The organism is Minwuia sp. (assembly GCF_048263705.1).
Lineage (GTDB): Bacteria > Pseudomonadota > Alphaproteobacteria > Minwuiales > Minwuiaceae > Minwuia.
The window spans coordinates 91,541-104,610 of sequence record NZ_JBLXDV010000009.1 but is presented as its reverse complement, the minus strand read 5'-3'; the positions used below and the strand labels follow the sequence as shown (position 1 = coordinate 104,610).

Below are 13,070 nucleotides of genomic sequence, written 5' to 3'. Positions count from 1 at the left end.
GGATCATCATGCTGGTCATCATCTTCATTCTCTTCTCGCTCGTGACCTGTGTCGTTTTCTAGGTTCATCGCGATTGCGCTGGTCGCGCTGGCGCTCGCCGCCTGCACCAATGTGCCCCGGCCGTTCAGCCCCGGCACGAAGTCGGGCACCGTGCCCCCGCCGGGGCCGACGTCCGCGCTGATCGTGCATCCCGTACTCAGCAACGAGGGCGTATCGACCGACGGCCTGACCGCGCTGGTCATCAAGGGACTGCAGGAACGCCAGGTCGCGGCCATCCCCTATGACGTACCCAACCGCTACCGGCTTCTGGGCGAGGCGATCGCCACACAGATTGTCGGCACGACGGCCACCGTCAGCATGCGCTGGCAACTGACCCGGCCCGACCGCACGCCGGTCAGCACGGACGCATATGAGGCAGAGGTCGACTGGGACGCGTTCCGCAGCGGCGACGCCGTCACGATGAACCTGCTCGCTGCCGAGGCGGTCGGGCGCATTGCCGTTCTGCTGGGCATCGAATCGCCGGCGGATGCAGGCAGCACCGGGCCGGACCTGCTGATCGCGCCGATCCGCCGTGCACCGGGCGACGGTGCCGAGGCACTGAGCGCTGCCATCATCCTGGAACTGGAACGCCAGGGACTGGAGGCGGTGCCGGAAGACGGGCGTCTGCAACTGCCTGTGCTGGAGGCGCTGGTTCGCGTCTCGCCCGTGGACGGGTCCAACGATCTCGTCCGCATCGCCTGGCTGCTGCGCGACGAAACAGGCGCGGAACGGGGGCGGCTGGAACAGCAGAACATGGTGCCGACCAACCGTCTGAGCCGGCGCTGGGGCGTCGTCGCACGGCTGGCGGCCTCGGCGGCGGCACCCGGCGTGGCCGATCTGATGCAGCGGCTGCGCGCGACCGAATAGACCGGCACGCCCCTTTCAGGGAAGCGACGTCAGAAAACTGTCACAGCCGATGGACAGGCCCCGGTTCGACTGGTAAAAGCCGCCGGTCAGCACCGGTCCCGTTTTTCAGAAAAATCGCGAAAGTCCTCATGAAGGTTCTTGCAGGGAACAGCAACCCGCTATTGACCGCCCAGATCGCCGATTATCTGGGGGTCCGGCCCACAAATGCCGTGGTCCGTCGCTTCGCTGACGAAGAGGTCTATGTCGAGATCATGGAGAACGTCCGGGGCGAGGATGTCTTCGTGGTCCAGTCGACATCGTTCCCCGCCAATGATCACCTTATGGAACTGCTGATCTGCATCGATGCGCTGCGCCGCGCCTCAGCCCGTCGGATCACCGCCGTTCTGCCCTATTTCGGGTACGCGCGTCAGGACCGGAAGCCCGGACCCCGCACGCCGATCTCGGCCAAGCTGGTCGCGAACCTGATCGAGAAGGCCGGTGCGGACCGTGTTCTGACCGTCGATCTGCACGCCGGGCAGATTCAGGGTTTCTTCGATATTCCGCTCGATAATCTCTATGCCGGACCGGCGCTGATCGACGACATCAAGTCCAAGTTCGGGCGTGAGGAAAACCTGATGGTGATCTCGCCCGATGTCGGCGGCGTGGTGCGGGCGCGCTACTTCGCCAAGCGGCTTGACGCAGACCTTGCTATCGTGGATAAGCGCCGCGAACGGGCTGGCGTCTCGGAAGTGATGAACGTGATCGGCGATGTCGAAGGACGTCGCTGTATTCTTGTTGACGATATCGTCGACAGCGCGGGCACCCTCTGCAACGCCGCATCGGTGCTTCTCGAAAGAGGGGCAACGTCGGTATCCGCCTATGTGACGCACGGCGTCCTGTCGGGTAGCGCGGTCAAGCGGGTGGCGGATTCGGAGCTGGAATCGCTGGTGGTGACCGACACCATCCGCGCCACGGAAGAGGTCGAGAACGAGCCGAAGATACATCAGGTGTCGATCGGGTCGCTGCTGGCCGAGGCGATCAAGCGGATTTCGACGGAATCGTCGGTGTCCAGCCTGTTCGACTGAAGATTTGCGGGGTGCTGCGGTGCCTCGGCTGGAGATTTGGAAGCGTTCACCGGCGGCAGCGGCAGACAGGCTGCGCCGCCCGGCAGAAGGAGAGATGGCAATGGCCGATTTTGACGTACTCGATGCGACGATGCGCGAGCGGACCACCAAGGGCGGCGTCCGTGCGATGCGCCAGCAGGGCCTGGTTCCCTGCGTGGTCTATGGCAACGGCGTGGATCCGGCGATGGTCGCGGTCGACAACCGTATCATCGTCAAGGAACTGAACCGCGGCGGTTTTCAGGGTCGTGTCTATGAACTGCAGGTCGGCAACAAGAAGCAACGCTGCCTGCCGCGCGACGTGCAGCTGCACCCGGTGACCGATGTGCCGCTGCATGTGGATTTCCTGCGCCTGTCCGACGATGCCCGCGTGGACGTGAACGTGCCGGTGGTGTTCATCGATGAAGAAGGCAGCCCGGGTCTGGAGCGGGGCGGTGTGCTGAACGTCGTCCGCTACGAGGTCGAACTGAGCTGTCCGGCGGACGCCATTCCCGAATCGGTCGAACTGGCGCTGACGGGGCTGGAGATCGGCGACGCCGTGAAGATCAGCGACGCCAAGCTGCCCGACGGTGTCGAGCCGACCATCACCGACCGCGATTTCACCATCGCGACCATCGCTGCGGCCACCGCAGTCGCCGAGGAAGCCGCTGAAGAGCAGGCCGAACTGGAAGCCGAGGCGGATGCCGAAGCTGAAGAGGGCGAAGGCGAAGAGGGTGAAGGCGAAGGCGGCGAGGAAGGTTCGGACGACGAGGGCGCAGGCGACAAGTAATCGCCACGCCCGCCGCTGTGGGAGCATCAGATGCGGCTGTTCGTCGGGCTCGGTAATCCGGGCAGGGAATACGCGCTGCATCGCCACAATGCCGGTTTCATGGCCATCGACGCCATCGCCGCCGACCACGGGTTCGGCGGCTGGCGGCAGAAGTTCCAGGGTGTCGTCGCCGAGGGCCGACTGGGCAGCCAGAAGGTTCTGCTGCTGAAACCGGCGACCTTCATGAACCGCTCGGGTCAGGCCGTCGCCGAAGCCGTGCGCTTTCACAAGCTCGATCTGGATGATGTCACCGTGTTCCACGACGAGCTGGACGTCGCGTTCGGCAAGGTCAAGGTGAAGACGGGCGGCGGGCATGCCGGCAACAACGGCATCCGTTCCATCGCCCAGCACATCACCCCTGAGTTCCAGCGCGTGCGGATCGGGATCGGCCATCCCGGCGACAAGTCTAAGGTGACGGGACATGTCCTCGGCGCCTTCGCGAAGACGGAACTGCCGCTGCTGGCGCAGATCATCGACGCCATCTCCCATGCCGCGCCAGGACTGGCCGACGGGGACGCCCCGGGTTTCCTGTCGGATGTGGCCATGAAGTGTCCGCCGCCCAAACCAACGAAGAAGCCGAAGCCCGATACGACAGAGGAGCCAGACGATGGGATTTAAGTGCGGAATCGTGGGGCTGCCGAACGTCGGCAAATCGACCCTGTTCAACGCGTTGACGCAGACGGCGTCGGCGCAGGCCGCGAACTATCCGTTCTGCACGATCGAGCCGAATCTGGGCCGCGTGGCCGTGCCCGACCCCCGGCTGTTCAAGCTGTCCGAACTGGCAAAATCGAAGGAAGTGATCCCGACGCAGCTCACCTTCGTGGACATTGCGGGGCTGGTGCGCGGCGCGTCGAAGGGCGAGGGACTGGGCAATCAGTTCCTCAGCCATATCCGCGAGGTCGATGCCATCGTGCACGTGCTGCGCTGCTTCGAGGATGACGACATTACCCACGTCGACGGGCGGATCGATCCGGTGGCCGATGCCGAGACGGTCGAGACCGAACTGATGATCGCCGACATGGAAAGCCTGGAAAAGCGCCTGACGCCGCTGCAGAAGCGTTTCCAGAGCGGCGACAAGACCCTGAAGGCCGACGTCGAGCTGATGCAGGGCGCGCTGGACCTGCTGCGCGACGGCAAGCCCGCACGCCTGCTGGAGGTCTCGAAGGACGATGCGAAACGCTTCCAGATGTTGCAGCTGCTGACGGCCAAGCCGATCCTGTATGTCTGCAATGTCTCTGAAGACGATGCCGCCGGGGGCAACGACCACACCGCGGCGGTTGCGGACAAGGCGCAGGCGGAAGGGGCCAGCGCCATCGTGATCTCGGCTGCGATCGAATCAGAGATTGCGCAGCTGACCGATCAGGAAGAACGCGCCCTGTTTCTGGAAGGCATCGGACTGGAGCAGACTGGCCTCGACCGTATTATTCAGGCTGGCTACGGGTTGCTGGACCTGTTGACCTTCTTCACCGTCGGACCGAAGGAAGCGCGCGCCTGGACGGTTCACACCGGCGCCACCGCGCCGGAGGCCGCCGGCGCCATCCACACGGATTTCGAGAAGGGCTTCATCCGTGCGGAAACCATCGCCTACGACGATTTCGTCACGCTGGGCGGCGAACAGCCCTCCAAGGATGCGGGAAAGATGCGTCTGGAAGGCAAGGACTACACCGTCCAGGACGGCGATGTGCTGCATTTCCGTTTCAACGTGTAGGCTGGCCCGATGACTGAAACGAAACGCCCCTGGGAAGAGGTCGAGGTCGGCGAGGTGCATCGCAGCGGCCCGCACCGTGTGACTGAAGACGCGATCATCCGCTTCGCCGAGCAATTCGATCCGCAGTATTTCCATCTCAGCCGCGAGGGCGGCGAGAACGGGCCGTTCGGAAAGCTGTCCGCGTCCGGCTGGCACACGTGTTCGATCGCCATGAAGCTGATGGTCAGCGGGATGCTGTGTACCCTGAAGTCGGAAGGAGCGCCGGGTGTCAAACAGGTGCGCTGGCTGAAGCCGACGTTTGTCGACGATGAACTGACCCTGGTCACCGAAATCGTCGACAAGTATCCGTCAAAAAGCCGGGCGAATATCGGCTTTTGCTACGCGAAGCACCGGATGGAGGATCAGGACGGCACGACCAAGATGACCATGGAAAACGTCTTCATGATCCGGCGGGCCGATCAGCCGGGCTGATCGCCGTCCTTCTGCTGCGATCCGAAGATCGTCGGCGAGGCGCCGCCGCGCTGTGACCAGTCCGGCGCGCCGCGCATGGACCGGCCATCGATGGTCAGCGTCATGCTCGCCGGACCGCCGATCACCGTGCCTGCCAGTCCCGTGCGCACGGAATTCGCGCCGATGTTGCCAATGGGGTAGGACTCCATCGCCGAATAGGTCTGCAGCAGCAGCGGCCGGGGCCGCGATGAATTGTTCGGCACCGATCCGTGCACCATGCAGCAATTGTGGATGGTCACCGATCCGGCGGGGCCCTTCAGCCAGGCCATGCGGTCCAGTTCCAGCGTGGCAATGTCCTCATCGGTCATCGCGCCGGCCCAGTTGCCGTCCCGGTCGTATAGGTCGTACAGCGGACCGGTGTGACTGCCCGGCAGTACCCCCATCGGCCCCATCGCATCGTCCACATCATCCAGATAGACCCCGATGGTCAGCGGACTGAAGTCCGTGTGTGGCCAGAACTGGATGTCCTGGTGCCACTTGATCTCCTCGCCGCCGTCCGACCATTTGTAGTTCAGCTTGCTGTGGTGGAACCGGACCGGCCCGCCCAGCAGATCGCAGGCAAGTGCCGCGGCCGGTCCTTCGATGGCGAAGGCACGGAAGGTCTCGTGATGGTCGACCGGGGAGTTCAGGCGGCGGATGCGCGGCGTCTCTGCACTATGTCCCGGCGCCAGATCCAGGACCTTGCCGGACCGGGTCTCGGCGCGGCTCATCTCCACAAACTCTGCGGCTGCGGCCTTCAATCGCGACAACCAGCCGGTGCCGACGAAGCTGTCGAGCTGCAGATACCCCTGCTCGGTGTAGAAACGGCGCTGGTCCTCGCTGAGGGTCTCGGATGCTGGGTTGATGTTCATGGCAGGCTCCCCGGAATGATCGTTCTCAGGCTGTCTCAGATCGTCAGCGCGCGCAAGATGATGGCGCACCCGAGCACGCTCAGGCCGATCAGGACCGCGCGGCGGAATGCGGTTTCGGAAAGGTGCCCGCGCAGGCGCTGCCCCGCGGTCATGCCGATGACCGCAGGCACGACACCCAGTGCCGACTGCCAGCCGAGATCGACCGAGAGCAGCCCGTTTCCACCCAGCGCGATGGCCAGCGCCAGCGTGGACAGGCTGAACAGGATGCCCATGGCCTGAACCAGCGCCTCGCGCGGCAGTCCGATGGCCTGCAGGTACAGAACGCCCGGCACGACGAAGCTGCCGGTCATGCCCGTCAGCACCCCGTTCGTGAGGCCGGTCAGCGCGCCCATCGGCCCTTCCCGATGCCGGGGGACACGGATCCGGACGCCTGCAAGGCCGCTGAAGCCATAGGTGACGGTCAGAAGTCCGAGCAGCAGCACGAGCCAGTCCGGATCGACGTGACCCAGCGCAAGCGCGCCGATGAATATGCCGCCGGAAGCGGTGGCGTAGAACAGGACAAGCCTGCGCGACAGGGCGATGAACTGTCCGCCGCGCACGGCCTGCCAGAGGTTCGTGACGAGGGATGGCACCAGCAGCAGCGCCATCGCATCGAACAGGCCCGAGGTCAGGGTGAACAGCACGAGGCACACCGTCGGCAGGCCAAACCCCACGACGCCCTTCACCAGGCCGGCGATCAGGAAGATCGCGAATGGAATGATGAGATCGTCCAAGAAGCCCTCCGGGTCTGCGCGACCGTGATCGCCTCGCGCACCTTGCCAGTTTCCCGCGCAGCCGCCACCATCGCATCTGGTATCACACTGGAGGGGCGTGGCATGGATGTCTTGAGTTGGCAGATCGGGGAGGTGCGCGTCACCCGTGTCATGGAACTTCAGGCGGAACGCACGCCGGATTTCGGTTATGCCGACCTGACGACCGACGACATCCTGCGCGAAAGCTGGCTGAAACCGCACTTCGCCACCGAAGAAGGCAAGCTGATTTCCTGCGTCCAGGCGTTTGTCGTCGAGGCCGGGGGGCGGCGGATCATCGTCGATACGTGCGTCGGCAACGACAAGAAGCGCGGCAACCCGAACTGGAACATGCTGCACGGACCCTTTCTTGAGCATCTGGCCGGGGCCGGGTTTCCGCCCGACAGTATCGACGTGGTGCTGTGCACGCACCTGCACGTCGATCACGTCGGCTGGAACACGATCCTGATCGACGGCAAGTGGGTGCCGACCTTCCCGAACGCGACCTACCTGTTCGGCCGCGCGGAATGGGATCACTGGAGCCGCGAGATCATCGAGGAGGTGCGCGGCGACATCACCCGCGAGACGGCGGAAGCGGTGATCAATGTGGCCGACGTCAACAATGACAGCATCCGGCCGGTGATCGACGCCGGACTGCACCAACTGGTCGAACCCGATCATGTGGTGACGCCGGAGGTGCGGCTGGAACCGACGCCGGGCCACACGCCGGGCCATGTCAGCGTGGTGATCGAATCGGGTGGACAGAAGGCGGTGATCACGGGCGACCTGATGCACCACCCGATCCAGTGCGCCATGCCGCATGTGGCCAGCAAGTTCGACCACGACGCGCAGGCCGCCCGCGACACGCGGCGGGACTTCATGCAGCGTCATCAGGGCGAGGACACGCTGGTCCTGGGGACGCATTTCGCAGCGCCCACGGCGGGCCACTTCACGCCCCATGGCGATGTCTGGCGCTTCCGGGTCAAGGCCTGAACCATGCCCGGCAACCTGGCCTTCGATGAACTGAAACTTCTGGTCGAAACCGGCGAGATCGACACGGTCATTGCCGCCCAGACGGATATGCAGGGACGGCTGGCGGGCAAGCGGTTCCATGCCCGGCACTTTATCGACAGCGCGTGGCAGGAGACCCATTCCTGCGACTATCTGCTGGCCACGGATATGGAGATGGCGACGGTTCAGGGGTATCGCGCGACAAGCTGGGAGAAGGGCTATGGCGATCATGTGATGCGACCGGACCTGTCAACCCTGCGGCGCGTTCCCTGGCTGGAGGGCACGGCGCTTGTGCTGTGCGATGTGCTGGACCACCACGATCACCAGCCGGTGCCGCATTCGCCCCGCGCGATCCTGCAGCGCCAGGTCGCCCGCCTGGAGGCAATGGGCTTCAGGGCGATGGTCGCAACGGAACTGGAATTCTACATGTTCCGCGAGAGCTTCGACGACCTGCGCAACACGGGCTATCGCGGCATGACGACGATCAGCCCCTACAACGAGGATTATCACGTCTTCCAGACCACCAGGGAAGAAGACGTCATGCGGGCGATCCGCAACGGCCTGTATGGTGCCGGTATTCCGGTCGAGAACTCGAAGGGCGAGGCCGACGCCGGTCAGGAAGAGATCAACGTCCACTATTCGGATGCGCTGGATACGGCAGACAATCACGTCATCACCAAGAATGCGGTGAAGGAAATCGCCTTCCAGCAGGGCAGGGCCATCACCTTTCTGGCGAAGTGGCATCATGACCACGCCGGATCCTCCAGCCACCTGCATCAGTCGCTCTGGACACTGGACGGTGCGCCGGCCTTTGCGTCGGACGCGCACGAACACGGCATGTCACCGCTGATGCGGCAATACATGGCGGGACTGCTGAAACACGCGAACGAGGGCACGTTCTTCCTCGCGCCCTACGTCAATTCCTACAAGCGCTTTGCCGACGACATGTTCGCACCGACACGGGCGATCTGGAGCGTGGACAACCGGACGGTCGGCTATCGTGTCGCCGGTGCCAGTACGGATGCGGTCCGGGTGGAATGCAGGGTCGGCGGCTCGGACCTCAATCCCTATCTGGCCATCGCATCGCAGATCGCGGCGGGCATCGCCGGGATCGAGGCCGGGCTGGAACTGGAAGCCGAATTCAGGGGCAACGGTTATGCAGCCCGCCGGGCACGGCGTATTCCGAAGACACTCGGGGATGCCGCGCGGGCACTGAAACGCTCAGGGATGCTGCGTGCCGCATTCGGGGATGAGGTGATCGATCATTACGCCCGTGCCGCCGCGTGGGAGATCGAGGCGTTCGACCGTGCCGTCACCGACTATGAGGTCAACCGCGGGTTCGAGCGCGCCTGAGGACGACCGTTGCGCTGTGCAGCGGGTCTTTGGCGGACGAAGTCTGCCGACCGGTCGGTTCAGAGCAGGAGCCACGCGCCGAGGCCGAGAAAGGCGAAAAAGCCGACGATATCCGTAACGGTGGTCAGAAATACGGCGCTGGAGATCGCGGGGTCCGCGCCGGCGCGATCCAGCCCGATCGGGATGAGAATGCCGGCCAGCCCGGCAATCATCATGTTCAGCACCATGGCGGCGGCGATCACCCCGCCCAGCACGGGATCGGAGAACCACAGATAGGTGGCGATCCCGATCAGGATCGCGAATGCGACACCATTGATCGTGCCGACCACCAGTTCCTTGCCGATCTGACGCATCGCGTTCGATGACGTCAGGTCCTTGGTGCCCAGCGCGCGAACGGCGATGGCGAGTGTCTGGGTCCCGGCATTGCCGCCCATCGACGCCACGATCGGCATCAGCACGGCGAGTGCCACCACCTGCTCGATGGTCGCATCGAACAGACCGATCACCACCGATGCCAGGATGGCGGTCAGCAGGTTCAGGGCCAGCCAGGTGAAGCGGCTCTTTGTGGTGCGCACGATGGACTGATTGAGGTCATCCTCCTTCACACCGGAGATCTGGAACAGGTCTTCCTCGGCTTCTTCCTCGACGATATCCAGGACGTCATCGACCATGATGACGCCGATCATGCGCCCGGAATCATCGACTACCGGGGCCGAGAACAGATCGTACTGCCGGACCTGATAGGCCACGTCTTCCACGTCCATGCCGACGGGAAAGACCATCGGATCGTGATCCATGATCTCGCCGATCTGCACCGGTCGCTTGGTGCGCATCGCGCGGTGCAGCGGCACCCAGCCGATGGGCACGAACGACGGATCAATGACATAGATGCCATAGAACTCGTCCGGCAGGTTCTCGGTGAGCCGCAGGTGGTCGATGACCTGCCCCATGGACCAGTATGCAGGCACCGCCACGAAGTCGCGCTGCATCAGCCGCCCGGCGGTGTCCTCGGCGAACGACAGGCCTTCTTCCAGCGGCAGCCGGATATCATCCGCGACCGTTTCGAGAACGGCTTTCTGCTGGTCCTCGGACAGGGCGTCCAGGACGTAGACGGCGTCATCCTCGTCCAGCTCGGTGATGGCTTCGGCGAGTTTTTCCGGCCCGAGCATCTCGACGACGGCATCACGGACAGGTTCGTCCATTTCCGCCAGTGCATCGGGATTCAGTGTCGGGCCGACGATCAGCAGCAGGCTCTGCCGCCGCTCCTTGTCGAAAAGCTCGAAGAGGTCAGCCTGGTCGGCGGCGTGCAGTTCGCTGAAGGCCGCGACCACATCGTCATTGCGGACTTCATCCAGCGCGATGCGGATGGTGCGCACCATCTCGGGCGTCAGGCCGCGTGCCTCGCCCATCTCCTCGTCGGTGTCGATCTCGTCCTGGCTACTCATCGATCACCTGCCCCGAAGAAAACGCTGACTGAGGCGCATCATCAATGTCAGGGGCGGCGGGTCAACCCCCGAGAAGGGTGAGAGGCGGGTGCGGCGATGTATGTCCGATACCGTCGCACCCGCAACTCTCCCGTGATCAGTAGCCGCTCAGCGGTCCGTCCGGGATGGCGCCCGATGCGTGATCCTGGGCCGCGACCACGGCGACCGCGGTCATGTTGACGATGCCGCGCGTCGTGATCGCCGGTGTGATGACATGTACCGACTTCGCCATGCCGATCAGGATCGGTCCGACGGACATGCCTTCGTTGGTCTCCTTGACCAGATTGAAGGCGATGTTGGCCGAATCCATGTTCGGCGTGATCAGCACATTGGCGTTGTCGGTCAGGTTCGAATCCGGATTGATACGGTCGCGGACATGCTTGTTCAGCGCCGTATCCCCTTTCATCTCGCCGTCGATCTCCAGGTCCGGTGCGATCTCTCTCACGATCTCGTAGGCTTCCCGCATCTTCACGGAAGACGGATCGTCATTGTCGCCGAAGTTGGAATGCGACAGCAGTGCCACACGGGGTTCGATCCCGAAGCGGTTGACGACCTCGGCCACCATGATGGCCATCTCGGCAATCTCCTCGGCGTCGGGATCATCGGTCACGTGCGTGTCGGCGATGGCGATCGTGCCGGTGTCCATGATCACCAGTTCGATGGCGGACGGTTCGAGCACGCCGGGGCGCAGTCCGACAATGTCGCGCACCCACTGCAGATGCTTGTCGAAACGTCCGACCAGGCCGCACAGCACGCCGTCCACGTCGCCACGCTGGGCCAGCAGGCTGGCGATCACCGTCGAGTTGGTGCGGATCTGGTAGCGCGCTTCTTCCGGTGTGACGCCCTTGCGGCCCATGCTGGCACGCAGGGTTTCCACCAGCCCGTCGACCGCCGCGTTGGACTGGACGTCGAAGACCTCGATGTCCTGACCCACCTTCATGCGCAGGCCGAAACGCAGGATCCTGCGCTCGATGACATCCTGCCGGCCGATGAGCACCGGGTGCGCCAGGCCATCGTCGACCACAACCTGGGCCGCGCGCAAGACGCGTTCCTGCTCGCCGTCGGCATAGGCGATCTTCAGCGGGTTGACCTTCGCCCGGTCGAAGACGGGCTTCATGGCAAAGCCGGTCTTGTACATGTAGGCGCTGAGTTTCTGGCGATAGGCGTCCATGTCTTCGATGGGACGCGTGGCGACGCCGGAATCCATCGCCGCCTGTGCCACAGCGGAGGAGACCTCGACGATCAGGCGCGGATCGAAGGGCTTCGGGATGATGTATTCCTCGCCGAACTCCAGGCTTTCGACACCATAGGCCTTGGCGACGACTTCGGAGACTTCCTGCATGGTCAGGTCCGCGATGGCCTTGGTGGCCGCGACCTTCATTTCCTCGTTGATGGTTGTCGCGCCGCAGTCCAGCGCGCCGCGGAACAGGAACGGGAAACACAGCACGTTGTTCACCTGGTTCGGGTAGTCCGAACGCCCGGTCGCGATGATCGCGTCGGGACGGGCCGCCTTGGCTTCCTCCGGCATGATTTCAGGCGTCGGATTGGCCAGCGCCATGATGATCGGCCGGTCGGCCATCGCCTTGACCATCTCGCCTTTCAGCGTGCCCGGGCCGGAAACGCCCACGAACACGTCCGCGCCCTTCACGGCCTCTTCGATCGAGCGTGTATCGGTCTCGACGGCCCAGTACTCCTTGTACTTGTCCATCTTCTCCTTGCGGCCCTTGTAGATCGGTCCCGCACGGTCGCAGACGATGATGTTTTCCTTGGTCACACCCATGGAGACGATCAGCGCCATGCAGGCCTGGGCTGCGGCACCGGCGCCCGAACAGACGACCTTCACCTTCGCGATGTCCTTTTCCACCAGGCGCAGCGCGTTGTAGATCGCCGCGCCGACACAGATCGCCGTACCGTGCTGGTCATCGTGGAACACCGGAATGCCCATGCGTTCGCGGCACTTGCGTTCGATCTCGAAGCAGGCCGGCGCGCCGATGTCTTCCAGGTTCACGCCGCCGAAGGTGGGTTCCAGTGCGCAGACGATATCGACGACCTTGTCGACATCGGTCTCATCGACCTCGATGTCGAAGACGTCGATCCCGGCGAACTTCTTGAACAGCACGCCCTTGCCTTCCATCACCGGCTTGGAGGCCAGCGGGCCGATGTTGCCCAGGCCCAGCACGGCGGTTCCGTTGGAGATCACGGCGACCAGATTGCCGCGCGCGGTCATGTTGGCGGCTTCCAGCGGGTCGTCATGGATCAGCATGCAGGCAGCGGCGACGCCGGGGCTGTAGGCCAGCGACAGGTCGCGCTGGTTGGCCAGCTTGGTGGTCGGCGTGACGGAAATCTTGCCGGGCGTCGGATATCGATGATAATCCAACGCCATCTTGTTCAGGTCGTCGCTCATGGTGCCCCCCTTAGAGCCGGTAATGTTCCCTGATGTCATCATCACGGGGGGCAGCGAAAAATCAATGGCCAAGCACGGGGGCTTGTGACGATGCCCAACGAAAAAGGCCCCGGGTTCCCCCGAGGCCTTTGGATTCTGCCGGTGATA

At 64.0% G+C, this 13,070-nt stretch carries 12 protein-coding genes; 8 read left to right on the top strand and 4 right to left on the bottom strand.

Annotated elements, in window-relative coordinates; translation table 11 throughout:
* The first annotated feature begins 48 nt into the window (after positions 1–48).
* The 6 genes from ACN0X7_RS13885 (at position 49) to ACN0X7_RS13860 (ending at position 4,993) form a co-directional block, all read left to right on the top strand.
* Positions 49–906 (top strand): hypothetical protein, encoded by an 858-nt coding sequence (locus ACN0X7_RS13885; RefSeq protein ID WP_417518245.1) that lies wholly within the window; start codon positions 49–51, stop codon positions 904–906.
* 128 nt (positions 907–1,034) lie between these two features.
* Positions 1,035–1,970, top strand: coding sequence for a ribose-phosphate pyrophosphokinase (locus ACN0X7_RS13880; protein ID WP_417518243.1), 936 nt, complete (start codon positions 1,035–1,037; stop codon positions 1,968–1,970).
* Between the two features lie 100 nt (positions 1,971–2,070).
* Positions 2,071–2,775 (top strand): 50S ribosomal protein L25/general stress protein Ctc, encoded by a 705-nt coding sequence (locus ACN0X7_RS13875; RefSeq protein ID WP_417518241.1) that lies wholly within the window; start codon positions 2,071–2,073, stop codon positions 2,773–2,775.
* Between the two features lie 30 nt (positions 2,776–2,805).
* Positions 2,806–3,432 (top strand): aminoacyl-tRNA hydrolase, encoded by a 627-nt coding sequence (gene pth / locus ACN0X7_RS13870; RefSeq protein ID WP_417518239.1) that lies wholly within the window; start codon positions 2,806–2,808, stop codon positions 3,430–3,432.
* Entirely contained in the window at positions 3,422–4,522 is a 1,101-nt protein-coding gene (gene ychF, locus ACN0X7_RS13865; protein ID WP_417518237.1) for a redox-regulated ATPase YchF, read from the top strand. Before pth ends, ychF begins: the two co-directional genes overlap by 11 nt.
* Before the next feature lie 9 nt (positions 4,523–4,531).
* A complete protein-coding gene (locus ACN0X7_RS13860; RefSeq protein ID WP_417518235.1) occupies positions 4,532–4,993 on the top strand; it encodes a MaoC family dehydratase in 462 nt (153 codons plus the stop codon).
* Here ACN0X7_RS13860 and ACN0X7_RS13855 read toward each other — a convergent pair.
* Positions 4,981–5,883: a phytanoyl-CoA dioxygenase family protein gene (locus tag ACN0X7_RS13855; RefSeq protein ID WP_417518233.1), complete on the bottom strand. Its 903-nt coding sequence runs from the start codon at positions 5,881–5,883 to the stop codon at positions 4,981–4,983. The genes ACN0X7_RS13860 and ACN0X7_RS13855 overlap by 13 nt on opposite strands.
* A gap of 35 nt (positions 5,884–5,918) precedes the next feature.
* Positions 5,919–6,656: a sulfite exporter TauE/SafE family protein gene (locus tag ACN0X7_RS13850; protein ID WP_417518231.1), complete on the bottom strand. Its 738-nt coding sequence runs from the start codon at positions 6,654–6,656 to the stop codon at positions 5,919–5,921.
* Between the two features lie 102 nt (positions 6,657–6,758).
* On the opposite strand from ACN0X7_RS13850, the gene ACN0X7_RS13845 reads away from it, so the two are divergent.
* Complete coding sequence (locus ACN0X7_RS13845; protein WP_417518229.1) at positions 6,759–7,664, top strand: MBL fold metallo-hydrolase; 906 nt, start codon at positions 6,759–6,761, stop codon at positions 7,662–7,664.
* 3 nt (positions 7,665–7,667) lie between these two features.
* The gene (locus ACN0X7_RS13840) at positions 7,668–9,035 is read left to right on the top strand and encodes a glutamine synthetase family protein (protein ID WP_417518227.1); all 1,368 of its coding nucleotides are present in this window, start codon (positions 7,668–7,670) and stop codon (positions 9,033–9,035) included.
* Positions 9,036–9,094: 59 nt separating this feature from the next.
* On the opposite strand, the gene mgtE is transcribed toward ACN0X7_RS13840, so the two are convergent.
* The gene (gene mgtE, locus ACN0X7_RS13835) at positions 9,095–10,480 is read right to left on the bottom strand and encodes a magnesium transporter (protein WP_417518225.1); all 1,386 of its coding nucleotides are present in this window, start codon (positions 10,478–10,480) and stop codon (positions 9,095–9,097) included.
* Between the two features lie 136 nt (positions 10,481–10,616).
* Positions 10,617–12,923, bottom strand: a complete 2,307-nt coding sequence (locus ACN0X7_RS13830; RefSeq protein WP_417518223.1) for an NADP-dependent malic enzyme — start codon at positions 12,921–12,923, stop codon at positions 10,617–10,619.
* Positions 12,924–13,070: the final 147 nt, after the last annotated feature.